This window comes from Streptomyces sp. NPDC054975 (genome assembly GCF_053609105.1).
On the sequence record NZ_JBSGWV010000058.1, the window covers coordinates 1 to 21792 of the forward strand.

The window sequence follows — 21792 nt, forward strand, 5'->3', positions numbered from 1 at the left end:
TCACGTCGCGCGGCTGTCCGAGGTCGTGTCCGGAAAGTCTGGCCTGGCTCGCGACGCCCGGCACGCACGCTCGCCGCGTTGTCGTCAGTCGCCGACGCTCCGCGTCGACTCCCTCCTCCGCCTTGCGATCGCACGCACCGGACGCCGCGAGCCCCGCCCTTCGGGCGGACGACCATACTTTCCGGACACTCCCTAGGCGGACCGGCGGGCGCGGCGGTAGAGCACCGATCCGGCGAGCAGCAGGGCGGCACCGGCCGGGACGGCCACGCCGAGCGGGCCGGAACCGGTCTGCGCCAGCTCCTCGGACGCCGCGGGCTGCGTGATCGTGTGCGTACCAGGCGTGTTCGGCCCGTCCGGCGTGCCGGGTCCTTCGGACTCGCCCGAGTCCCCGGGGTTGCCGGGGGTGCCCGGGTTGCCAGGCTCGCCCGGAGTCCCGGGGTTGCCCGGGTTACCAGGGTTGCCGGGGTTACCCGGCTCACCCGGATTGCCCGGGTTACCGGGGTTGCCGGGGTTTCCGGGGCTCCCCGGGTTTCCGGGGTTGCCCGGGTGCGTCGGCTCGACGCCGTTGCCGCATTCGTTGCCGAACGCCGGGTTGATGGCGCCGACGACCGAGACGCTGTTCCCGCAGGCGTTCACGGGGACGTCGACCGGCACCTGGACGTTGTTGCCGGAGCCGACGCCCGGCGAGTTGCTGGTGCCGGCCTCGGCCGAGGAGCCGCGGTGCTTGCCCGTGCCCGGCTTGGAGACGTTGGCGCACTTGTTGCCGAACGTCGGGTTGAGCAGCCCGACGACGTTGACCGTGTTTCCGCAGACGTTCACCGGCGCGTGCACCGGGACCTGGACGGAATTGCCGGACGCGACGCCCGGGGAGTTCGAGGCCGTGCCGTTCGCGCCCGAATCGGCATTCGCATAACCACCGCCGAGGGCGATGACGCCGCCCGCGGCCGCAACGGTGATCAGGCCCTTGCGCGTGACCTGTCGCATAGCTTGTTCCCTGCCTTCTCGGCTTCTGCCTTCTGGCTTCAGAAGAGGAGCCTCCGGGCACGAACGCCCGGGGCGGAAATGCCCGCCGGCCCCGGAGTGCATGGCACGCACTCCGGGGCCGGCCTGGCTCAGACCCTCACGGGTCGAGGACAACGTCAGGCGTTGACGCAGGTGTTGCCGAAGGCGGGGTTCAGCAGCCCGATCACGGAGACCGTGTTGCCGCACACGTTCACCGGGATGTGAACCGGCACCTGGACGACGTTGCCCGAGAGAACGCCGGGGGAACCGATGGCGGCACCCTGGGCACCCGAGTCGGCAACGGCCATGCCCGCACCCGCGAGAACGAGACCGCCCGTGGCAGCCGCAGCAGCGACGACCTTCTTGATCATTATTCCTCCTTGTTGGCAATGCGATCCCAGCCGCGGACCGCACCACCTGTAACGAGGGGGAAGTAATGGGGCTACGAGCCTATGAGCGCATTCACTCTTTCCGGTCACTGCCGCACGCACGGCCGATTATCTGAAAACCAGTGAGCGAGGAACGGCTCAGGAGGCGTCGATGAATCGGTCGAGCACGCGGACACCGAACTTCAGACCGTCGACCGGCACCCGCTCGTCCACGCCGTGGAACATCCCGGCGAAGTCCAGCTCGGGCGGCAGCTGGAGCGGCGCGAAGCCGAAGCAGCGGATGCCGAGGTCGTCGAAGGACTTGGCGTCCGTGCCGCCGGAGAGCATGTACGGCACCGCGCGGGCGATCGGGTCCTCGGCCTTGAGGGCCAGCTGCATCGCGTCCACGAGGTCGCCGTCGAAGCTGGTCTCGAGGGCCTTGTCCCCGTGCACGTCCTCGCGCTTGACCCGGGGGCCGAGGATCCGGTCGAGGTCGGCCAGGAACTCCTCCTCGTACCCGGGCAGGAACCGTCCGTCGACGTGCGCCGTGGCCTGGCCGGGGATGACGTTGACCTTGTATCCGGCGCCGAGCATGGTCGGGGCGGCCGAGTTCCGCAGCGTGGCGCCGACCATCTTGGCGATGCCGCCCAGCTTGGCGAGCGTCGCCTCCATGTCCTCGGGGTCGAGCGGGGTCCCCAGCGCGTCGGAGAGCTCGTCCAGGAAGGACCGTACGGTCTTGGTGACCCTCACCGGCCACTGATGGCGGCCGAGGCGGCCCACGGCCTCGCAGAGCTCCGTGATGGCGTTGTCGTTGTTGGTCATCGACCCGTGCCCGGCCGTGCCCTCGACGGTCAGCCGCATCCAGTGCATGCCCTTCTGGGCCGTCTCGACCAGATAGAGCCGCAGGTTCTCGTTGACGGTGAAGGAGAAGCCGCCGACCTCGCCGATCGCCTCCGTGACGCCGTCGAAGAGGTCCCGGTGGTGGTCGACGAGATGGCGGGCGCCGTACGTGCCGCCCGCCTCCTCGTCGGCGAGGAACGCCAGGACGATGTCCCGCGGGGGCTTACGGCCGCTGCGCATCCGGTCCCGCACGACCGCGAGGGTCATCGCGTCCATGTCCTTCATGTCGACCGCGCCCCGGCCCCAGACGCAGCCGTCGGCGATCTCGCCGGAGAAGGGGTCGTGGGTCCAGTCCGCGGCGTTGGCCGGCACGACGTCGGTGTGGCCGTGGATGAGGAGGGCCGGCCGCGAGGGGTCCTCGCCCTCGATCCGGGCGACGGTGGAGGCCCGCCCCTTGTGCGACTCGATGATCTTCGGCTCGAGACCGACCTCGGCGAGCTTCTCGGCGACGTACTCCGCCGCCGCCCGCTCGCCCGGGCCGGAGTGGTCGCCGTAGTTGCTGGTGTCGATGCGGATGAGGTCACGACAGAGGTCCACGACCTCGTCCTCGCCGGTGACGCTCCGGGCCGTGTTCGACTCGCTCACGCTGCTTCCTCCCACTACGTGCCCCACGTGCTTGCTGGTGGACGCCCCCATCCTCGCGCGCCCGACCCTCCGGGCCCAAGGGCGGCCACCGACCGACATCCGCCCGTCACACGGTTCCGGCCGGACCGGGGGTGGTGATCGACCCCCTCCAATGTTTGCTATGGTTTTCCACGTCGGAACGGCCGAGCGGCCGGAAAGACAGACACCTTGTCCGGGTGGCGGAATGGCAGACGCGCTAGCTTGAGGTGCTAGTGCCCTTTATCGGGCGTGGGGGTTCAAGTCCCCCCTCGGACACCAGCGAAGGACCCCACGCGATGTGGGGTCCTTCTTGCGTTACGGATCGGTGGGAGTTGTGAGACGCAGGGCGAGAACGCCGGTCGCGCCGCTGGGGCAGCGGGCGGGGATCGATCCTGTGCGGGTGCGGTTGCCCGAGGTCGGCGCGGAGGAGTGGGCGACCGTCGGGGAGTACTTGCGGGGGCGGTTCGGGGGCGCCGTCGGAGACGCGCGGGTGCGGGAGATGGTGCGCGAGGGGCGGTTCGTCGGGCTGGCCGGGCCCGTCACGGAGGACGAGCCGTACGTGGCCGGAACGTACCTCTGGTTCCACCGGGACTTTCCCGTCGAGGAGCGGGTGCCGTTCGAGGTCGGCGTCGTCCACCGGGACGAGCGGATCGTCGTGATCGACAAGCCGCACTTCCTGGCGACGATGCCTCGGGGGCGGCATGTGACCGAGACGGCGCTCGCGCGGCTGCGGCGGGAGCTGGGGGTGCCGGAGCTGCAGCCCGCGCACCGACTCGACCGGCTGACGGCCGGGCTGGTGCTGTTCGTGGTGCGGCCCGGGGACCGGGGGGCGTACCAGACGCTGTTCCGGGACCGGCTGGTCGGCAAGGAGTACGAGGCGGTGGCGGCGTACGACCCGGAGGTCGCGCTGCCGGTGACCGTACGGAGCCGGATCGTGAAGGAGCGCGGGGTGATCGCCGCGCGGGAGGAGCCGGGCGAGCCGAACAGCGAGAGCCGGATCGAGCTGGTCGAGCGGCGCGGTGGCCTCGGGCGGTACCGGCTGCTGCCGGCGACCGGGCGCACGCATCAGCTGCGGGTGCACATGAACGCCCTGGGGCTGCCGATCCTGAACGATCCGGTCTATCCGGTGGTCCGGGAGGACGGGCCGGAGGACTACGGGCGGCCGCTGCAACTGCTCGCGCGGGTGTTGGAGTTCACCGACCCCGTGACCGGGGAGCCGATGCGGTTCGAGAGCCGGCTGCGGCTCCATGGCCTCGATCAGGGGCCGGACATGGCATGAGACCCCCGCAGGCCGCCGCCTGCGGGGGTCTCGTCGCCCCGTGGGGGGTTCGTCAGCCCTGGTGCGTCGCCGCGGTCGCGCGGACCCGCTTGCGGACCAGGAACCAGCCGCCGACGAGCGCGAGCGCGATCAGCGGGAGGCAGTTCACGGTGGTGCGGCTGATGCCGCCGTCCATCCACATCAGGACGAGGACCGAGCCGAGGAAGAGCAGCGTGACGATCTGGGTGTACGGGGCCCAGGGCAGCTGGTAGCCGGGGCGGGTGACCCGGCCTTCCTTGGAGCGGTTCACGAACAGCAGCGAGCAGACCATGATCATGGCCCAGGTGCCGATGATGCCGATGGAGGCGAAGTTCAGCACGAGCTCGAAGGCCTCGCCGGGCATGAGGTAGTTCAGGCCGACGCCGAGGACACCGAAGGCGGCGGTCAGCAGGATGCCGCCGTAGGGGACGCCGCCCTTGTTCATGACGCCGGTGAACTTGGGCGCGGAGCCCGACAGCGACATGGAGCGCAGGATGCGGCCGGTGGAGTACAGGCCGGAGTTGAGGCTGGAGAGCGCGGCCGTGAGGACGACCAGGTTCATGATGCCCGCGGCGCCGGGGATGCCCAGCTTGTCGAAGACCGTGACGAAGGGGCTCTGGTCGCCGGAGTACGCGGTGTACGGCAGGAGCAGGGCGAGCAGGACGACGGAGCCGACGTAGAAGAGGCCCACGCGCCACATGATCGAGTTGATCGCCCGCGGCATGATCTTCTCGGGGTTCTCGGTCTCGCCGGCGGCGACGCCGCACAGCTCGACGGAGGCGTAGGCGAAGACCACGCCCTGGATCAGCAGCAGCATCGGCATGACACCGGTGGGGAAGACGCCGCCGTTGTCCGTGATGGTGGACAGGCCCGGGGTGTGGCCGCCGATGTCGTGCGAGGTCACGACCAGGAAGATGCCGATCAGCATGAAGGCGACGAGGGCGCCGACCTTGATGATCGCGAACCAGAACTCCATCTCGCCGAAGTACTTCACGGAGATGAGGTTGGCGGCGAGGACGACCGCGAGGGCGATCAGGGCGAGGATCCACTGCGGGACGTCGCTGAACATGGCCCAGAAGTGGGCGTAGGTCGCGGCCGCGGTGATGTCGGCGATGGCGGTGGTCGACCAGTTGAGGAAGTAGAGCCAGCCGGCCGTGTAGGCGCCCTTCTCGCCCATGAACTCACGGGCGTAGGAGACGAAGGCTCCGGAGGAGGGGCGGTAGAGGACCAGCTCGCCGAGGGCCCGCACCACGAAGAAGGCGAAGACGCCGCAGACGGCGTAGGCGATGAAGAGGGACGGTCCCGCGTTGGCCATGCGGCCGCCGGCGCCGAGGAAGAGGCCGGTGCCGATGGCGCCGCCGATGGCGATCATGTTGATGTGCCGGGACTTGAGGTCCTTGCGGTAACCGGCGTCACCGGCGTCGACGTGGGGGGACGCTCCGGTCGCCGCCGCCGGTGGCGGCGTGGCGGACAGCGTGTCGGCCGCAGGGAGGGTGCGGTCACTCATGGAGTTGTTCGCCTTCGTGAGGGGGAGGGTCTGTGCGGTACCCGGCCGCGCGCGTGGAGGTCGTCCACGGCTCTCACGGCCAGCGCACATCGTCACGGCACGGCGGGAATTCGGCAGTGGCCAATGTCACTGCTCGCCCATATTTGAGCTAATTCTGAGGTTCCTCCACGGCAAACGCCTGGGATCGGAAGGCTTTACGGCGCGAGAACGTCCAGTTCCTTCAGTGCGCCGACCGCGATCTGCCGGGTCAGCTCCTCGGCGCGGACCGCGTCCCGCTCCCGTACGGCCTCGGCGACCTGGACGTGCAGGGTGACGGCCGCCGGGTCGGGGTCCTCGAACATCACCTGGTGGTGCGTGCGGCCGGTGAGGACCTCGGCGACCACGTCGCCGAGCCGGGCGAACATCTCGTTGCCGGAGGCGTTGAGGACGACCCGGTGGAAGGCGATGTCGTGGACGAGGTACGCCTCCAGCTGCCGGCCGCGCGAGGTGGCGACCATGCCGAGCGCCTGCTCGGTCAGCTCGCGGCACTGCTCGGGGGTGGCGTGGACGGCGGCGAGGCCGGCGGCGACGGGTTCGACCGCCGAGCGGAGGACGGTGAGCGAGCGCAGCTGGCGGGGGCGGTCGGCGCCGGCCAGGCGCCAGCGGATGACCTGGGGGTCGTAGACGTTCCACTGCGCGGTCGGCAGGACGGTCACGCCGACGCGGCGGCGGGACTCGACGAGGTGCATGGATTCCAGGACGCGGACGACCTCGCGGACCACGGTGCGCGAGACGTCGAAGCGCTGGGCGAGCTCGTCGGTGCGCAGCACGCTGCCGGGCGGGTACTCCCCCGCGGTGATCGCGAGGCCCAGGGTGGCGAGGACGTGCGAATGAAGCCCCTGGGCCGATGTCGTCATGGAGGTCAGCCTACGCGGCGACCAAGATCGGGAACAAAAAGTATGACTTTAATGTCACAGGGTCTTGAATACGTCGTACCCAATGGGTTTCATGAGCGCGACGGATCGATGTCGAAGAAGACAGCGAGGCACCACCTCATGAGCACCACCTCCCCGACGGTCCCCCCGGTCGTCGTCGTGATGGGCGTCGCCGGTACCGGCAAGACGACCATCGGACCGCTGGTGGCGGACGCCCTCGGCGTCCCCTACGCCGAGGGTGACGACTTCCACCCGGCGGCGAACGTCGCCAAGATGTCCGCCGGCGTCCCGCTGGACGACGCCGACCGCGGTCCGTGGCTCGACGCGATCGGGCGCTGGGCGCACGGCCGGGAAGGGCACGGCGGGGTGGTGAGCAGTTCGGCGCTCAAGCGGATGTACCGGGACCGGCTGCGGGCGGCCGCCCCGGACGTGGTCTTCCTCCATCTGACCGGCGACCGCGAGCTGATCGAGCGGCGGATGGCCGGGCGCAAGGGGCACTTCATGCCGACGGCCCTGCTCGATTCGCAGTTCGCGACGCTGGAGCCGCTCGGCGAGGACGAGGCCGGTGTTGCCGTCGACGTCTCGGGCTCGCCCGAGGAGATCGCCGCGCGGGCGGTCGCCGCGCTGGGGCGGCTCGTCGGTCGGTGAGCGCCCGGTACGTCCGTACGTCCACCTCCTTCTGTACGTCGACCTTCTTCCGTACGTCGATCCCTCGGCGTCGCCCCCTCGCGTACCCCCTCCTGCCCCACCCCGTCCCCTAAGGAACCACCGTGACCAGTCTCAGCGTCGAGATGCTGGCAGCGGACGCCGTCGAGCCGATCACCTCGGCCGGCAACGCCCAGCTGGGCATAGCCGTGCTCGCGGGCATCGCCGTCATCGTCCTGCTCATCACCAAGTTCAAGCTGCACGCCTTCCTGGCCCTGACCATCGGCTCGCTCGCCCTGGGTGCCTTCGCCGGGGCGCCGCTCGGGGCGACCATCGACTCCTTCACCTCCGGTCTCGGCAAGACCGTGGCGGGTGTGGGCGTGCTGATCGCGCTCGGCGCGATCCTCGGCAAGCTGCTCGCCGACTCCGGCGGCGCGGACCAGATCGTCGACACGATCCTCGCCAAGGCCAGTGGGCGGGCCATGCCGTGGGCGATGGTGCTGATCGCCTCGGTGATCGGACTGCCGCTCTTCTTCGAGGTCGGCATCGTGCTGCTGATCCCGGTGGTGCTGCTGGTCGCCAAGCGCGGCAACTACTCACTGATGCGGATCGGCGTGCCCGCCCTCGCCGGTCTGTCGGTGATGCACGGTCTGATCCCGCCGCACCCCGGCCCGCTGGTCGCCATCGACGCGCTGGGCGCCAACCTCGGCGTCACGCTCGCCCTCGGTGTCCTGGTCGCCATCCCGACCGTGATCATCGCCGGTCCGCTGTTCGCCCGGTACGCGGCCCGCTGGGTCGACATCCCCGCCCCGGAGAACATGCTGCAGTCCTTTGGGGGAGCCGCGCGCCCCTCCGAGGACCTGGAGAAGCGTCCCGGCTTCGGCGCCACCGTCGCGACCGTGCTGCTGCCCGTCGTCCTGATGCTGGTCAAGGCGCTCGTCGACATCGTCGTCGACAACCCTGACAACGGCCTGCAGAAGGTCACCGACGTCATCGGCTCGCCGCTCATCGCGCTGCTCGCCGCCGTCCTCGTGGGCCTGTTCACGCTGGGCCGTGCGGCCGGCTTCACCAAGCAGCGGCTCTCCTCGACCGTCGAGAAGTCCCTCGCCCCGATCGCGGGCGTGCTGATGATCGTCGGTGCGGGCGGTGGCTTCAAGCAGACCCTGATCGACGTCGGCGTGGGCCAGATGATCCTGGACTTCTCCAAGAACTGGTCGATCCCCGCGCTGCTCCTCGCCTGGCTGATCGCGGTGGCGATCCGCCTCGCCACCGGCTCCGCGACCGTCGCGACGATCTCGGCGGCCGGCCTGGTGGCCCCGCTCGCCGAGGGCATGGGGACGAGTGAGACCGCGCTGCTCGTCCTCGCGATCGGTGCCGGTTCGCTCTTCTTCAGCCATGTGAACGACGCCGGTTTCTGGCTGGTGAAGGAGTACTTCGGCATGAACGTCGGCCAGACGATCAAGACCTGGTCGGTGATGGAGACGATCATCTCGGTCGTCGGCATCGTCTTCGTCCTGCTGCTGTCGCTGGTGCTGTAGCGCCGTGCAGCTCCCTGGACCGGGTCCGGACGCCACTCGGGCGTTTCCGGACCCGGTCCGGTGCGTTCGGGGTTCCGGGGCGTACGGCGCTGCTACGCCACCGCCCGCGCCGCCGCCCTGCCCGCCGCTCGGCCCGAGAAGATGCAGCCGCCGAGGAAGGTGCCCTCCAGGGAGCGGTAGCCGTGGACGCCTCCGCCGCCGAAGCCGGCCGCCTCGCCCGCCGCGTACACCCCCTGAAGTACCTCGCCGTTCTCCTGGAGCACCCGCGACGACAGGTCCGTCTCCAGGCCGCCGAGCGACTTCCGGGTGAGGATGTTGAGGCGTACGGCGATCAGCGGACCGGCCTTGGGGTCCAGGATCCGGTGCGGGGGCGCGGTACGGATCAGCTTGTCGCCCAGGTACTTCCGGGCGCCCCGGATCGCCGTGACCTGGAGGTCCTTGGTGAAGGGGTTGGCGATCTCGCGGTCCCGGGCCGTGATCTCGCGGCGCAGCTCCGCCTCGTCGATCAGCGGCTCGTCCGTGAGCGCGTTCATGCCCCGCACGAGGGCGGTCAGGTCGTTCTCGACGACGAAGTCGACGCCGTGCTCCATGAACGCCTTCACCGGGCCGGGGACGTCCGCGCGGGCCCGGCCGATGACGTCGCGGACCGACTTCCCGGTGAGGTCCGGGTTCTGCTCCGAGCCCGAGAGCGCGAACTCCTTGCCGATGATGCGCCGGTCGAGGACGAACCAGGTGTGGTCGTGTCCGGTGCGCATGATGTGTTCGAGCGTGCCGAGGGTGTCGAAGCCCGGGAAGAGCGGGACGGGCAGCCGGCGGCCGCGCGCGTCCAGCCAGAGCGAGGACGGGCCGGGCAGGATGCGGATGCCGTGCTTGGCCCAGATCGGGTTCCAGTTCTCGATGCCCTCGGTGTAGTGCCACATCCGGTCGCGGTTGATGTGGTGTGCCCCGGCCTCCTCGGTGATGCCGAGCATCAGTCCGTCGACATGGGCGGGGACGCCGGAGAGCAGCTTCGCGGGCGGGGTGCCGAGCCGGTCGGGCCACTGCTTGCGTACGAGGTCGTGGTTGCCGCCGATGCCGCCCGACGTGACGATCACCGCCTGGGCGCGGAGCTCGAAGGTGCCGGTGGCCTCCCGGCTGCTCGCGGTGCCGCGCTCGGCGGTGGACGGCTCCAGGATCTCGCCGCTGACGGTGTCGACGGCTCCGGCCGTGCGGCCGAGGGCGGTCACGCGGTGCCGGAAGCGGAACTGCACGAGGCCCCGGGCCACGCCCTCGCGGACCCGTTGTTCGAAGGGGGCGACGAGGCCGGGGCCGGTGCCCCAGGTGATGTGGAAGCGGGGCACCGAGTTGCCGTGCCCGGTCGCGCCGTAGCCGCCGCGCTCGGCCCAGCCGACCACGGGGAAGAACCGCACCCCGCGCGCGTGCAGCCAGGACCGCTTCTCGCCCGCCGCGAAGTCGACGTACGCCTCCGCCCATTTCCTCGGCCAGCGGTCCTCGGCGCGGTCGAAGCCGGCGGTCCCGAGCCAGTCCTGGAGGGCGAGGTCGTGACTGTCCTTGATCCGCAGTCGGCGCTGCTCGGGCGAGTCGACGAGGAAGAGACCGCCGAAGGACCAGTGGGCCTGGCCTCCCAGGGACTGTTCGGGTTCCTGGTCGAGCAGGATGACGCTCCGCCCGGCGTCCACGAGTTCGGCGGTGGCCACCAGGCCGGCGAGGCCGGCTCCGACCACGATCACATCAGCGTCGTACGACATGGACCGAATCTTGGATACACGAATGTATCGAGTCAACCGTTCGGACCCGCCCAGGACTCTCCCGTTTTCTAATGTCGGACATTAATGTGGGCCGCATGGCGAGGACGTCGGGGCCCGGGACCCGGGAGAAACTCATCCGCGCGGCCGAGGAGGTCTTCGCGGCGCAGGGCGTCGACGGCGCCCAGCTGCGGGACATCGTGGCCCTCGCGGGCCAGAGCAACCCGTCGGCCGTGCAGTACCACTTCGGCTCGCGTGCGGGCCTGCTCGACGCGGTGATGGCCGGCCGCCAGCGACGTACGGAGCAGGTCCTCGCACCGCTCCTGGCCGAGGCGCCCGACGAGCCGCGCGCGCTGCTGCGGGCCCTGGTCGGCGCCGAGGCGAGCGAGCTGCGCACCGGGCGCGGCCGTCGCTGCCTGCGGATCTCCGCCCAGCTCAGCCACGAGAGCGGGGTGCGCACCCGCACGCCGCACCCCACGCTCGACGGCACCGTCTACTGGCGGCTGATCGAGCGGGTCGAGGCCTGTCTGACCGGCCTGCCCGAGCCACTGCGGCTCGAGCGGCTCGACCTGGCGCTCACCGTCGTCGGCGCCGCGATGGCCGACCGGGCCCGGCAGTACCTCGACGGCACCGCCCCTCTGACGGACGAGGAGCTCTTCCTCGCCGACCTCGTCCAGACCACGACGGCCCTGCTCCAGGCTCCCCCGCCCTCGATCCGGAAGGACCTCCCATGACCGGGAACCCCCGCCTCCACGACCTCGCCGGCAGGACCGTCCTCGTCACCGGCGGCGCCCGCGGCCTGGGCGCCGAGGCCGCGCGGCAGGCCGTCGCCGCCGGCGCGAACGTCGTGATCACCGACGTCCTCGACGACGAGGGCGAGGCGACCGCGGCGGAGCTGGGCGAGCGGGCGCGCTTCCGCCATCACGACGTGACCTCCGAGGAGGCGTGGGCGTCGGCCGTCGCGTACGCGGTCGCCGAGTTCGGCGGGCTCCACGGTCTGGTGAACAACGCCGGGATATCCACCGGCGCCTTCCTGGAGACCGAGTCCGTCGAGAACTTCCGCAAGGTGCTCGACATCAACCTGACCGGTGTCTTCATCGGCATGAAGGCCGCGGTCCCGGCGATGAGGGAGGCCGGCGGCGGCTCGATCGTCAACATCTCCTCGGCCGCCGTCCTGATGGGGCTCGCGCTCACCGCCGGGTACGGCGCCTCGAAGTGGGGCGTACGCGGTCTGACGAAGATCGGCGCGGTGGAGCTGGGCACGGCGGGGATCCGCGTCAACTCGGTCCACCCGGGCATGACGTACACCCCCATGACCGCCGGACTCGGCATCGAGAAGGGCGAGGGCAGGTACCCCAACACCCCGATGGGGCGGGTCGGCGAGGCGCACGAGGTCGCGGGCGCCGTCGTCTTCCTGCTGTCGGGCGCGGCCTCCTACGTGACGGGCGCGGAGCTGGCCGTGGACGGCGGCTGGACGACCGGTCCGACGGTGAAGTACGTCATGGGTCAGTGATGGGATGGGGGCATGAACCCCGCCGAAGAGGTACTCGACGTCGTCGACGAGCACGACGAGGTGATCGGACAGGCCCCGCGCGCCGAGGTGTACGCGCGGGGCCTGATCCATCGCTGCACGTTCATCCAGGTACGGGACGCCGAGGGCCGGATCTTCGTGCACCGGCGTACGCCCGGGAAGCTGGTCTATCCGTCGATGTACGACATGTTCGTCGGCGGTGTCGTCGGCGCGGGCGAGTCGTACGACGACGCGGCGCTGCGGGAGGCGGAGGAGGAGCTGGGGGTCACGGGGCTGCCGCGCCCTGAGCCGCTGTTCCGGTTCCTTTACGACTCCGGGGGCGTCGCCGGGAAGTGGTGGTCGGCGGTCTACCAGGTGCGCTGCGACCTGCCGGTGGACCCGCAGGTGGAGGAGGTCGCCTGGCACGCGTTCCTGCCGGAGGCGGAGGTCGTCGCGCGGCTCGGCGAGTGGGCCTGGGTCCCGGACGGCCTGGCCGCGTACGAACGGCTGCGGGCGCACGGCGCTTGAGGTGGCCGGGCGAGGACGCGGTTAAGGTGCCCGGGTGAGTGACTTCGTGCAGAGTCTGCGGCTGTGGTTCGCGCCGCGGCGGATCCGGGACGAGGGCGAGACTCCGGACTACCGGTTCTCGCTGGCCAACGAGCGCACCTTCCTCGCCTGGATCCGGACGGCGCTCGCGCTCGTCGGTGGCGGGTTCGCCGTCGACCAGTTCCTGCCGGACCTGCGCTGGGGCGTACGGGTCGGGCTCGCGCTCGCGCTGCTCGCCGCGGGCGTGCTGTGCGCGCTGCGCGCGGTGAACCACTGGGTGCGGTGCGAGCGGGCGATGCGGCGCGGGGAGGACCTTCCGGTGTCGCGGTTCCCGACGGTGCTGAGCCTCGCGGTCGCCGTGGTGGCGCTCGCGATGGTGGTGGTCATCCTCTTCGGCTGGGCCGGGCGGTGAGCGAGGCCGTGGCTCCGGCCCGGGATCCGGGGCTCCAGCCGGAACGGACCCGGCTCGCGTGGCGGCGTACGACGCTGACCTGCACGATCGTGGCCGTACTCGCCGTGAAGTCGGCGATCAGCGACGAGATCACGACGGCGGGGGTGGCGGGTGCCGCGCTGATCGCGCTGGTCTGGGTCGGCTTCCTGGCCGTGGCCCACCGCCGGATCCACGCCCTGGACGCGGCGCGGCCGGGGGCGCTCTCGCACCGGGGCGCGCTGCTGGCGACGGCCTGCACGGTCGCGCTGGCCGGGTTCGCGGTGGCGGTCGTGCTGTAGGGGCGGGGCGTGGCCGCAGGTGCTGTGGGTGTGGTTCGCGCGGGGGGTGCGGGTCGTTGCTGTAGGTCGCGCTCCATGTCCCCGCAGGAGCAGCCCGGTCTCTCAGTCGGGCCAGGCCACCGTGACCACGACCTTGCCGTTCAGCCCGCCCTCGCGGTTGGCGCGCTGGGCGTCGGCCGCCTGCTCCAGGGGGAAGCTCCGGGCGACCCGTACGGAGAGCACGCCCTCGTCGACCAGACCGGCGAGCGCGGCGAGGTCCTCGGGGTCCGGGCGGACCCAGAAGTAGCGGCCGCCCAGGGCGAGCACCTCGCCGTCCGCGACCGAGGCGAGGCGGCCCTCGGGGGCCAGGACGTCCGCGGTCTTCTTGAGGAAGGGCCCGCCGATGGTGTCGAAGGCCGCGTCCACGCCCTGGGGCGCGAGGTCGCGGACCTGCTGGACGAAGGTGTGCTCGTCGTAGACGACGGGTTCGGCGTCCAGCTCCTTGAGCCGCTCCTGGCCCTCCTCGCGCGAGGCGCCGATGACCCGGCAGCCGAGGTGGCGGGCGATCTGGACGGCCATGGAGCCCACGCCGCCGGCCGCCGCGTGCACGAGGACCGTCTCGCCCCGGCGGACGGCGAGGGCCTGGTGGAGGACCTGATAGGCGGTGAGCCCGGCCAGCGGGAGGGCGGCGGACTCCTCGAAGCCGACGGTGCGGGGCTTGCGGGCGAGGGTACGGACGGGGGCGGCGACGTACTCCGCGAAGGTGCCGCGGGAGAGGAAGTCCTCGCGGACGTAGCCCATGACCTCGTCGCCGACGGTGAACTCGGTGACGGAGACCCCGGGCTGGACGACGACCCCGGAGACGTCCCAGCCGGGGATCACCGGGAAGACGGCGTCGATCATCCCGTCCAGATAGCCGGCCTGGGCCTTCCAGTCGACCGGGTTCACGGCGGCGGCCCGTACCTTCACGAGGACGTCGTCGGGGCCGACCTTCGGGTCGGGCCGTTCGCCGTACTCGAGCACCTCGGGTCCGCCGTACCGGCTGTAGCTGATCGCCTTCATACCTCGAACGATCACCGTGGCCACCGTCCCCCGCAAGCGGGGTTCCCCCGGCGGGGCACGTCGCCACACAGGGACGGAATCGGGACGACTCCGACATTCAGGGCTAGCCTGGAGCCGTCACACACCCCTCCCCCCACACCCTCACAGAGGCGATGTCATGACCCTTCTCCACCACGAGCACCCCACGCACGCGCACACCCACGGACCCTCGTGCGGGCACACCGCCGTGACGCACCACGACCACGTCGACTACGCCCATGACGGTCATCTGCATCGCGAGCACTCCGGGCACTGGGACGAGTGCGAGCCCACGTCCCACGTCCCGCACACCCACCCCGACCACACGCACGGACCGGACTGCGGGCACACGGCCGTCACGCACGGCGACCACGTCGACTACGAGCACGACGGCCACCGCCACGCGGCGCACGGCAACCACTGGGACGATCACTGATCGGACGAATCGCCGAATCTTCCCCCCGGCCGGGCCCGCCTGGCAGGCTGCCGTCCGTCAGTTGGGCACTCGTCCTTCTCGTCCGGGCTCTCGCCCTTCTCGTCGGGGGGAAACCTTGTCCGTCACCGATCCCTACGTCGTGGCGCTCGCACCGCACGTGCGCGCCTTCGTCCAGCCCGACGGCGGCTGGTGCCTGAACAACGCCGGGTTCGTGGGGGACGCCCGCGAGTCGCTGCTCGTGGACACGGCCGCCACCGAGCGCCGCGCACGACTGCTCCGCGCGGCCGTGCTCGCGGAGGCGCTGCCGCTCCCCCGCACCATCGTCTCCACGCACCACCACGGCGACCACACGTACGGCAACGGGGTGTTCCTGCCGGAGGCGCGGATCGTCGGTCACGAGAACTGCCGGGCCGAGCAGCTCGCCGCCGGTCGACAGCTCCATCTGCTGTGGCCGCAGACCGACTTCGGCGAGATCGAGGTGACGCCTCCCTCGGTCACGTACCGCGAGCGGCTGAGCCTGTACGTAGGTGAGCTGGAGGTGCGCGTACTGCACCCCGGGACCGCGCACACGACCGGCGACTCGATCGTCCATCTCCCCGAGCAGGGCGTGGCGTTCACGGGAGATCTCGTCTTCCACGGCGGGACGCCTTTCCTTCCGATGGGTTCGCTGGCCGGTTCGCTCCGCGCGCTCGCCCTGCTGCGCTCGCTCGACGCGCCGACGGTGGTGCCGGGGCACGGGCGCGTGACGGACCCGTCGGCGTACGACGCGACGGAGCGGTATCTGCGCTGGGTCGCCGAGTTGGCGGCCGAGGGGTACGCGAAGGGCGCGACGCCGCTGGAGACGGCGCGCGGGGCGGACCTCGGGGAGTTCGCGGCGTGGCGGGAGAGCGAGCGCCTGGTGGCCAACCTGCACCGGGCTGACGCGGAGTTGAGCGGGCTGCCGGAGGGCTCGCCGCTGAACCTGGTGCAGGTCTTCGGGGACATGGCCGCGATGAACGGCGGCATGCCGGTGGCCTGCCACGCGTGACCCGAGGGACCTTCGGGCGGCGATACGCGGCCCCGGGGGCCGGGAAGTCTGCCCCGCCGTACCTGGCGGCGCGTCGAACCGCCCCGGTATACCGGGAAGGCAGACGACCTGCGCCGAAAGGGACCTCCATGTACGACCGCCCGAGCAACCGGGTTCCGAAGAAGCGGGACGCCTCGGCGGACCGTACCTCCCCTGGCCCCATGGCGCCCTCCCCGGCCCTGCTCGCCCTGCAGCGCTCGGCCGGGAACGCAGCCGTGGTCCAGATGCTGCGCCGGGCAGGCGCCGCCCAGGACGAACACCGGCACGGCGCCGGCTGCGGTCATGAGGACGAGGCGCCGGTCCAGCGCTCCGCCGTGGACAAGGTCCTGCGCGGCGGCGGCCGGCCACTGGACGACCGCAGCCGCGCCGACATGGAGGCCCGCTTCGGGGCCGACTTCTCCGACGTGCGTCTCCACACCGACTCCGCCGCCCGGGCCTCGGCGGCCGAGCTCGGCGCCGAGGCCTACACCTCCGGCAGCCATATCGTCGCCGGGCCCTCCGGCATCGACCAGCACACGCTCGCCCACGAGCTGACCCACGTCCTCCAGCAGCGCCGGGGGCCGGTGGCCGGGACGGACCGGGGCGACGGGCTGCGGGTCAGCGATCCGTCGGACCGGTTCGAGCGCGAGGCGGAGGCCAACGCGCACCGGGTGATGAGCCGCCCGGCGCCTGCCGCCGCTTCGGCCTCGGGGGAGGCGCAGGCCGCCCAGGTCTCGGCCGGGACCGGGGACATCCAGCGCATGCACCACCCGTCCAAGATCGACGACGAGGTGCGGAGGCTGGTCGCCCAGGCGGCGGACGGCATCGACGAGTACCTCGCGGAGTACGACACCTGGGAGACGAACCATCTGAAGCCGAAGTGGGTGATGCTCAACGGGGACCTCAACGACAACATCGAGTACCTGGAGGGCCTGATAGGCCCGCCGCAGGGGCGTGGCAAGGCGGAGCTGGTGGCGGCCCTGGAGTCGACCATCCGGGCCGATCTGACCAGTACCGCGTCGGACACGATGGCGAACTCCCAGGCGGCGGCGCTCAACGCGAAGCGCAAGCTCGTCCTCGGCCGCACCGGCGACACCGGCCCGTGGGCCGCGTACCAGCAGGGCAAGCCCCAGGTCGGGGACCGGCTGCCCGAGGACGCGCGGATGGGCCGGCGGCTGAACACGACCAAGTGGTCCGTGCCCGTGAACTACGCCTTCATGGACGGCGGCATCGCCGAGCGTGCCGTTTTCAAGATCGTCACCAGTCTCGGTCCGCAGATCGAAGGCATGCTGACCAACGGGCAGTTGAATCCGGGCAACTTCTGGCAGGAGATCGAGAAGCTGGGTGACGGCGCGCTCTGGGACAGCAACAAGTCGGCCGACGAAGGCGGTCCCCAGGCGATGCTGGGGCACGAGATCCTTCAGCTCATCGAGTCCGGCTACCAGTTCTTCGGCCGGGAGAGCGTCTACGCGCAGGGCAACGCCCGGCTGGTCGCGGTCCACCCGGACCGGCCGGCCCCCGCGCCCGGGGACAAGACCCAGCCGCTCACCCTTCCCTGAGCCGCCGACCGGAGGGTGTCGCGCCCCCTAGGGGGCGGCGCGGAGCCGGCGCATCGCGGCCGCGTCGTCGCGGTCGCGGTGGGTGCCGTCGTCGTCGAGCCAGCGGCGGTGCAGGGCCGCGAGCCGGTCGCGGTCCAGCTCGACGCCGAGGCCCGGCGCGTCGGAGACCGCGAGGCGCCCGTCCTGGAAGACGGGGCGGGTGGTGACGACGTCCTCGGTCTGCCAGGGGTAGTGGGTGTCGCAGGCGTGGTCCAGCTGGGGCAGCGTCGCGGCGACCTGGGTCATGGCCGCGAGGCTGATGCCGAGGTGGGTGTTGGAGTGCATGGAGAGCCCGACGCCGTACGTGCGGCAGAGCGCGGCCAGTTCGCGGGTGCGGTGCAGTCCGCCCCAGTAGTGGTGGTCGCAGAGGACGATCCGTACCGCCTTCTTGGCGAAGGCCTCCGGGACCTCCTCGAAGGTCGTCACGCACATGTTGGTCGCGAGCGGTACGTCCGTACGCGCCGCGACCTCGGCCATGGCGGCCGTGCCGGTCGCGGGGTCCTCCAGGTACTCCAGGACGCCCTTCAGGGCGCGCGCCACGTCGAGCGAGGTCTCCGTGGACCAGGCGCCGTTGGGGTCGAGCCGGAGCGGCCGGCCGGGGAACGCCTCGGCGAGGGCCCGGATCGCGGCGATCTCCTCGTCCGGCGGGAAGACCCCGCCCTTGAGCTTGAAGGAGCGGAAGCCGTACGTGCGGTCGAAGCGGCGGGCCTGCTCCACGATCCCGGCCGGGTCGAGGGCCGGGCCCCAGTCGTCGGTACCGGCGTACTTGTAGAAGAGGTACGCGCTGTACTCGACATGGTCGCGGACCTTGCCGCCGAGCAGGGCGTGCACGGGCAGGCCGAGGGTCTTGCCGAGCGCGTCCAGGCAGGCGACCTCGAAGGCGGAGACGACGGAGAGGCGGAGCTTGGCGGCGGTCTGGACCCCGCGCAGCCCGCCCGCGTCGACCCGCTCGTCCGCGGCCCGTGAGTCGCCACACACGCGCTCGGCCAGGGCGAACAGGCCGTTCATGTCCGTGACCGAGCGGCCTGGGAGCGCCCCGGCGAGCGGTCGGGCGAGATCCAGGTACTTCCCGTCGCCGTAGGTCTCCCCCAGGCCGGTCACCCCGCCGCGCGTCACCACCTCGACGATCAGACGGGGCGTGAAGGGCTGATGGACGCCCTGGGTGTTGAGCAGCGGCGGGTCGGCGATCAGGATCGGGGTCAGCCGGACGTCCTCGACAAGCAGCGCTGGATTCATATGTGAACCATATTCATGCACCAGATCCTGGGCTAGACCGCCGACCCCGTTTTCCCGCGCCGGTCCGGGCCCCGCCCTGGACGACATACCGACTGGTCGGTCATCATGAACGCCGACGTTCACCGTCCGAGCCGTCCGACCCAGTCCCCCGTCCCCGGAGGTACGCACGATGAGTTCTGCCCAGCCACCAGGTCTCGACCCCGAGCAGTTGCGCGGATTCCTCGACCGGGAACGGCCGGGGCTCGTGCGCGGCCCCCTCGACGCCCGGCTGATCGAGGGCGGCCGGTCGAACCTGACGTACGTCGTCTCCGACGGCACCGACCGCTGGGTGGTACGCCGGCCTCCGCTCGGTCATGTCCTCGCCACGGCGCACGACATGAAGCGCGAGCACCGGGTGATCAGCGCGCTGCACACGACGGCCGTGCCCGTCCCGGAGACCGTGCTGCTCTGCGAGGACGAGTCCGTCCTCGGGGCGCCGTTCTACGTCATGGAGTTCGTCGCCGGCATCCCGTACCGCTCCGCCGAGCAGCTCGCGCCGCTCGGCCCCGAGCGCACCCGCGCGGCCGTCCTCGGCCTGGTCGACACCCTCGTCGAGCTGCACGCCGTGGACCCCTCCGCGGTGGGCCTCGGCGACTTCGGACGACCCGAGGGCTTCCTCGACCGGCAGCTGCGCCGCTGGGGCAAGCAGCTCGACGCCTCCCGTAACCGGGATCTCGCGGGGATCGACGAGCTGCACGCCGCGCTCGGCCGCGCCCTCCCGGCCTCCGCCGCCCCGGCCGTCGTCCACGGCGACTACCGCCTGGACAACGTCCTGATCGGCGAGGACGACCGGATCAAGGCCGTCCTCGACTGGGAGATGTCCACGCTCGGCGACCCGCTGACGGACCTCGGTCTGCTCGCGATGTACAGCGCCAGGCTGGACCTCCCCCACTCCCCTGTCTCGACGACCGCCGCTGCCGCCGGCCACCCGGACCCCGCCGAGCTGATCGAGCGGTACGCCGCCCGCTCTGGCCGCGACACCTCCGCCATCTCCTGGTACACCGCCTTCGCCTGGTTCAAGCTCGCCGTGATCCTGGAGGGCATCCACTACCGCTACACCCTCGGCCAGACCGTGGGCGCCGGCTTCGACCGCATCGGCGACCTCGTCCCCGTCTTCATCGAGCACGGCCTCACCACCCTCCAGGAAGGCTGAACCGCCATGGACTTCGCATTCGACGCGCGCACCGAGGAGCTGCGGGAGAAGCTGCTCGCCTTCATGGACGAGCACGTCTACCCGGCCGAGCGGACCGCCCACGAGCAGCGGGCGCTGCTCGCCTCGCCGTGGGACACCCCGCAGATCGTCGAGGACCTCAAGGCCGAGGCCCGCCGCCAAGGCCTGTGGAACCTCTTCCTTCCCGACGCCGAGCACGGGGCGGGCCTCACCAACCTCCAGTACGCGCCCCTCGCGGAGATCACCGGCCGCAGCCCCCAGTTGGCACCCACCGCCCTCAACTGCGCCGCGCCCGACACCGGGAACATGGAGGTGCTCGCCCAGTTCGGCGACGAGGCGCAGAAGAAGCAGTGGCTGGAGCCGCTGCTCGCCGGGGAGATCCGTTCGGCGTTCGCGATGACGGAGCCCGAGGTGGCCTCGTCGGACGCGACCAACATCGAGACGTCGATCCTGCGCGACGGCGAGGACTACGTCGTCAACGGCCGCAAGTGGTACATCTCCGGGGCGATGAACCCCGACTGCAAGATCTTCATCGTGATGGGCAAGACCGACCCCGACGGCACGGACATCCGCCGCCAGCAGTCGATGATCCTCGTGCCCCGCGACACCCCCGGCCTTGAGGTGCGCCGGGCGATGCAGGTGTACGGCTACGAGGACCACTCCCACGGCGGTCACGCCGAGGTCGTCTTCCACGACGTCCGCGTCCCCGCCGCGAACCTGATCGGCGAGGAGGGCAGCGGCTTCGCCATCGCCCAGGCCCGGCTCGGGCCCGGCCGGATCCACCACTGCATGCGGCTGATCGGCATGGCCGAGCGGGCGATCGAGCTGATGTGCCGCCGGGCCGTCTCCCGTACCGCCTTCGGCAAGGCGATCGCCCAGCAGGGCGTGGTGCAGAACTGGATCGCGGACGCCCGGGTGACGGTCGAGCAGCTGCGGCTGCTCGTTCTCAAGACGGCCTGGCTGATGGACACCGTCGGCAACCGGGGCGCCCACACGGAGATCCAGGCCATCAAGATCGCGACCCCGCGCGCGGTGGTGGACATCCTCGACAAGGCCGTGCAGGTGCACGGCGCGGGAGGCGTCTCGCAGGACTTCCCACTGGCCGAACTCTGGGCCGCCGCGCGGACGCTGAAGCTCGCGGACGGCCCGGACGAGGTGCACCAGCGGTCGCTGGCGCGGCGGGAGCTGAAGAAGTACCTCTGAGGCTCAGGGGGTGGCCGGCCCTGATCCGCCGGACACCCCTAGGGGCGGAGCGCGCGCAGCAGCAGGTCGGCGAGGTGGTCGGCGACCTGCTGCGGTGTCATCGGGCCGTCCGGGCGGTACCAGGTGGACAGGTGGTGGACGGAGCCGAAGTGGTAGTCCACCACCAGGTCCGCCGGGGTCGCGGACGAGAAGACCCCGGCCTGCTGGCCCTCCTCGATGAGGGCGCGGAAGCGCTCGTGGTAGCGCCGCCGCTCGGACCGCACCTGCTTGTTCTTCTCCGGGCTCAGGTGGTGCATCGAGCGGAAGAAGATCGAGGCGTCGTCGAGGTTCTCGATGGTGGTCACCACGACGTCGGCGGCGGCGTCCCGCAGCCGCTGCTCGACCGGCGCGTCGGCGTCCGCGAAGGCGTCGAGCCGCTCCTGCTGGAGCCGCAGCACCCGCGCGTAGACCTCCTGGAGGAGGTCCTCCTTGGAGCCGAAGTAGTGGTAGAGCGCGCCCTTGGTGACGCCGGCCGCCTCCACGATCTCCTGGACCGAGGTGCGGTCGTAGCCCTGCTCCGCGAAGAGCCGGGTGGCGGCGGCCAGCAGCCTCTGGGGGACGGGGGTACCGCTCCCGTCCGTCGTCCTGGCCATGCGCCGCCACCTTTCTCGTGATCACCGTGGTGTCGTGATGTGTGTCGTGTCCTCAGGTGGGAACGGAGT

The 21792-nt window shown here is 71.3% G+C and carries 22 protein-coding genes and 1 tRNA gene; 14 read left to right on the forward strand and 9 right to left on the reverse strand.

Annotated elements, in window-relative coordinates; genetic code table 11:
• Positions 1 to 192: 192 nt before the first annotated feature.
• The 3 genes from ACWF79_RS30665 to ACWF79_RS30675 all read right to left on the reverse strand — a co-directional run bounded on the left by ACWF79_RS30665 (position 193) and on the right by ACWF79_RS30675 (position 2855).
• Positions 193 to 984 (reverse strand): chaplin, encoded by a 792-nt coding sequence (locus ACWF79_RS30665; RefSeq protein WP_453731436.1) that lies wholly within the window; start codon positions 982 to 984, stop codon positions 193 to 195.
• 155 nt (positions 985 to 1139) lie between these two features.
• Positions 1140 to 1373 carry a chaplin ChpH gene (chpH, locus tag ACWF79_RS30670; RefSeq protein WP_147977251.1) on the reverse strand — a complete coding sequence of 78 codons (234 nt, stop codon included), beginning with the start codon at positions 1371 to 1373 and terminating at the stop codon, positions 1140 to 1142.
• A 156-nt stretch (positions 1374 to 1529) separates the two neighbouring features.
• Positions 1530 to 2855, reverse strand: coding sequence for a M20/M25/M40 family metallo-hydrolase (locus ACWF79_RS30675; RefSeq protein WP_453731437.1), 1326 nt, complete (start codon positions 2853 to 2855; stop codon positions 1530 to 1532).
• Positions 2856 to 3064: 209 nt separating this feature from the next.
• Here ACWF79_RS30675 and ACWF79_RS30680 point away from each other — a divergent pair.
• Positions 3065 to 3152, forward strand: a tRNA-Leu gene (locus ACWF79_RS30680).
• Between the two features lie 55 nt (positions 3153 to 3207).
• The gene (locus ACWF79_RS30685) at positions 3208 to 4152 is read left to right on the forward strand and encodes an RluA family pseudouridine synthase (protein ID WP_453731438.1); all 945 of its coding nucleotides are present in this window, start codon (positions 3208 to 3210) and stop codon (positions 4150 to 4152) included.
• A gap of 52 nt (positions 4153 to 4204) precedes the next feature.
• On the opposite strand, the gene ACWF79_RS30690 is transcribed toward ACWF79_RS30685, so the two are convergent.
• Positions 4205 to 5677, reverse strand: a complete 1473-nt coding sequence (locus ACWF79_RS30690) for an amino acid permease (RefSeq protein ID WP_453731439.1) — start codon at positions 5675 to 5677, stop codon at positions 4205 to 4207.
• 194 nt (positions 5678 to 5871) lie between these two features.
• Positions 5872 to 6573: a FadR/GntR family transcriptional regulator gene (locus tag ACWF79_RS30695; RefSeq protein WP_453731440.1), complete on the reverse strand. Its 702-nt coding sequence runs from the start codon at positions 6571 to 6573 to the stop codon at positions 5872 to 5874.
• Positions 6574 to 6711: 138 nt separating this feature from the next.
• Between ACWF79_RS30695 and ACWF79_RS30700 the strand changes: the two genes are divergently transcribed.
• Entirely contained in the window at positions 6712 to 7239 is a 528-nt protein-coding gene (locus ACWF79_RS30700) for a gluconokinase (RefSeq protein ID WP_453731441.1), read from the forward strand.
• A 122-nt stretch (positions 7240 to 7361) separates the two neighbouring features.
• Positions 7362 to 8774 carry a GntP family permease gene (locus ACWF79_RS30705; RefSeq protein WP_453731442.1) on the forward strand — a complete coding sequence of 471 codons (1413 nt, stop codon included), beginning with the start codon at positions 7362 to 7364 and terminating at the stop codon, positions 8772 to 8774.
• 92 nt (positions 8775 to 8866) lie between these two features.
• Here the strand turns inward: ACWF79_RS30705 and ACWF79_RS30710 are convergent, their stop codons facing one another.
• Positions 8867 to 10522 (reverse strand): FAD-binding dehydrogenase, encoded by a 1656-nt coding sequence (locus tag ACWF79_RS30710; protein ID WP_453731443.1) that lies wholly within the window; start codon positions 10520 to 10522, stop codon positions 8867 to 8869.
• A 95-nt stretch (positions 10523 to 10617) separates the two neighbouring features.
• Between ACWF79_RS30710 and ACWF79_RS30715 the strand changes: the two genes are divergently transcribed.
• The 5 genes from ACWF79_RS30715 to ACWF79_RS30735 are packed head-to-tail and all read left to right on the forward strand — an operon-like array spanning position 10618 to position 13304.
• Complete coding sequence (locus ACWF79_RS30715) at positions 10618 to 11253, forward strand: TetR/AcrR family transcriptional regulator (RefSeq protein WP_453731444.1); 636 nt, start codon at positions 10618 to 10620, stop codon at positions 11251 to 11253.
• Positions 11250 to 12032, forward strand: coding sequence for a glucose 1-dehydrogenase (locus ACWF79_RS30720; RefSeq protein WP_453731445.1), 783 nt, complete (start codon positions 11250 to 11252; stop codon positions 12030 to 12032). The genes ACWF79_RS30715 and ACWF79_RS30720 overlap by 4 nt, the downstream gene beginning before the upstream one ends.
• Before the next feature lie 12 nt (positions 12033 to 12044).
• Positions 12045 to 12557, forward strand: a complete 513-nt coding sequence (locus ACWF79_RS30725) for an NUDIX hydrolase (RefSeq protein WP_453731446.1) — start codon at positions 12045 to 12047, stop codon at positions 12555 to 12557.
• 34 nt (positions 12558 to 12591) lie between these two features.
• Complete coding sequence (locus ACWF79_RS30730) at positions 12592 to 12987, forward strand: YidH family protein (protein WP_453731447.1); 396 nt, start codon at positions 12592 to 12594, stop codon at positions 12985 to 12987.
• The gene (locus ACWF79_RS30735) at positions 12984 to 13304 is read left to right on the forward strand and encodes a DUF202 domain-containing protein (protein ID WP_453731448.1); all 321 of its coding nucleotides are present in this window, start codon (positions 12984 to 12986) and stop codon (positions 13302 to 13304) included. The genes ACWF79_RS30730 and ACWF79_RS30735 overlap by 4 nt, the downstream gene beginning before the upstream one ends.
• A gap of 102 nt (positions 13305 to 13406) precedes the next feature.
• Here ACWF79_RS30735 and ACWF79_RS30740 read toward each other — a convergent pair whose 3' ends face one another.
• The gene (locus ACWF79_RS30740) at positions 13407 to 14345 is read right to left on the reverse strand and encodes an NADP-dependent oxidoreductase (RefSeq protein WP_453731449.1); all 939 of its coding nucleotides are present in this window, start codon (positions 14343 to 14345) and stop codon (positions 13407 to 13409) included.
• 157 nt (positions 14346 to 14502) lie between these two features.
• Between ACWF79_RS30740 and ACWF79_RS30745 the strand changes: the two genes are divergently transcribed.
• From ACWF79_RS30745 to ACWF79_RS30755, 3 genes are all read left to right on the forward strand, one after another.
• Positions 14503 to 14799 carry a hypothetical protein gene (locus ACWF79_RS30745; protein WP_453731450.1) on the forward strand — a complete coding sequence of 99 codons (297 nt, stop codon included), beginning with the start codon at positions 14503 to 14505 and terminating at the stop codon, positions 14797 to 14799.
• A 115-nt stretch (positions 14800 to 14914) separates the two neighbouring features.
• Positions 14915 to 15826, forward strand: coding sequence for an MBL fold metallo-hydrolase (locus tag ACWF79_RS30750; RefSeq protein WP_453731451.1), 912 nt, complete (start codon positions 14915 to 14917; stop codon positions 15824 to 15826).
• 128 nt (positions 15827 to 15954) lie between these two features.
• The gene (locus tag ACWF79_RS30755; protein WP_453731452.1) at positions 15955 to 17403 is read left to right on the forward strand and encodes an eCIS core domain-containing protein; all 1449 of its coding nucleotides are present in this window, start codon (positions 15955 to 15957) and stop codon (positions 17401 to 17403) included.
• 27 nt (positions 17404 to 17430) lie between these two features.
• Here ACWF79_RS30755 and ACWF79_RS30760 read toward each other — a convergent pair whose 3' ends face one another.
• Entirely contained in the window at positions 17431 to 18678 is a 1248-nt protein-coding gene (locus ACWF79_RS30760) for a glucarate dehydratase family protein (protein WP_453731453.1), read from the reverse strand.
• A 169-nt stretch (positions 18679 to 18847) separates the two neighbouring features.
• On the opposite strand from ACWF79_RS30760, the gene ACWF79_RS30765 reads away from it, so the two are divergent.
• A complete protein-coding gene (locus ACWF79_RS30765; RefSeq protein WP_453731454.1) occupies positions 18848 to 19870 on the forward strand; it encodes a phosphotransferase family protein in 1023 nt (340 codons plus the stop codon).
• 6 nt (positions 19871 to 19876) lie between these two features.
• Positions 19877 to 21091, forward strand: a complete 1215-nt coding sequence (locus ACWF79_RS30770) for an acyl-CoA dehydrogenase family protein (protein WP_453731455.1) — start codon at positions 19877 to 19879, stop codon at positions 21089 to 21091.
• Between the two features lie 38 nt (positions 21092 to 21129).
• On the opposite strand, the gene ACWF79_RS30775 is transcribed toward ACWF79_RS30770, so the two are convergent.
• Entirely contained in the window at positions 21130 to 21723 is a 594-nt protein-coding gene (locus ACWF79_RS30775; protein WP_453731456.1) for a TetR/AcrR family transcriptional regulator, read from the reverse strand.
• Between the last annotated feature and the right edge of the window lie 69 nt (positions 21724 to 21792).

Excerpts from the sequence above, each read along its gene's own strand:
- ACWF79_RS30665 (WP_453731436.1), bottom strand. The coding sequence starts at position 984 with ATGCGACAGGTCACGCGCAAGGGCCTGATCACCGTTGCGGCCGCGGGC.
- chpH (WP_147977251.1), bottom strand. The coding sequence starts at position 1,373 with ATGATCAAGAAGGTCGTCGCTGCTGCGGCTGCCACGGGCGGTCTCGTT.
- ACWF79_RS30690 (WP_453731439.1), bottom strand. The coding sequence starts at position 5,677 with ATGAGTGACCGCACCCTCCCTGCGGCCGACACGCTGTCCGCCACGCCG.
- ACWF79_RS30695 (WP_453731440.1), bottom strand. The coding sequence starts at position 6,573 with ATGACGACATCGGCCCAGGGGCTTCATTCGCACGTCCTCGCCACCCTG.
- ACWF79_RS30700 (WP_453731441.1), top strand. The coding sequence starts at position 6,712 with ATGAGCACCACCTCCCCGACGGTCCCCCCGGTCGTCGTCGTGATGGGC.
- ACWF79_RS30710 (WP_453731443.1), bottom strand. The coding sequence starts at position 10,522 with ATGTCGTACGACGCTGATGTGATCGTGGTCGGAGCCGGCCTCGCCGGC.
- ACWF79_RS30715 (WP_453731444.1), top strand. The coding sequence starts at position 10,618 with ATGGCGAGGACGTCGGGGCCCGGGACCCGGGAGAAACTCATCCGCGCG.
- ACWF79_RS30720 (WP_453731445.1), top strand. The coding sequence starts at position 11,250 with ATGACCGGGAACCCCCGCCTCCACGACCTCGCCGGCAGGACCGTCCTC.
- ACWF79_RS30725 (WP_453731446.1), top strand. The coding sequence starts at position 12,045 with ATGAACCCCGCCGAAGAGGTACTCGACGTCGTCGACGAGCACGACGAG.
- ACWF79_RS30740 (WP_453731449.1), bottom strand. The coding sequence starts at position 14,345 with ATGAAGGCGATCAGCTACAGCCGGTACGGCGGACCCGAGGTGCTCGAG.
- ACWF79_RS30745 (WP_453731450.1), top strand. The coding sequence starts at position 14,503 with ATGACCCTTCTCCACCACGAGCACCCCACGCACGCGCACACCCACGGA.
- ACWF79_RS30755 (WP_453731452.1), top strand. The coding sequence starts at position 15,955 with ATGTACGACCGCCCGAGCAACCGGGTTCCGAAGAAGCGGGACGCCTCG.
- ACWF79_RS30760 (WP_453731453.1), bottom strand. The coding sequence starts at position 18,678 with ATGAATCCAGCGCTGCTTGTCGAGGACGTCCGGCTGACCCCGATCCTG.
- ACWF79_RS30765 (WP_453731454.1), top strand. The coding sequence starts at position 18,848 with ATGAGTTCTGCCCAGCCACCAGGTCTCGACCCCGAGCAGTTGCGCGGA.
- ACWF79_RS30770 (WP_453731455.1), top strand. The coding sequence starts at position 19,877 with ATGGACTTCGCATTCGACGCGCGCACCGAGGAGCTGCGGGAGAAGCTG.
- ACWF79_RS30775 (WP_453731456.1), bottom strand. The coding sequence starts at position 21,723 with ATGGCCAGGACGACGGACGGGAGCGGTACCCCCGTCCCCCAGAGGCTG.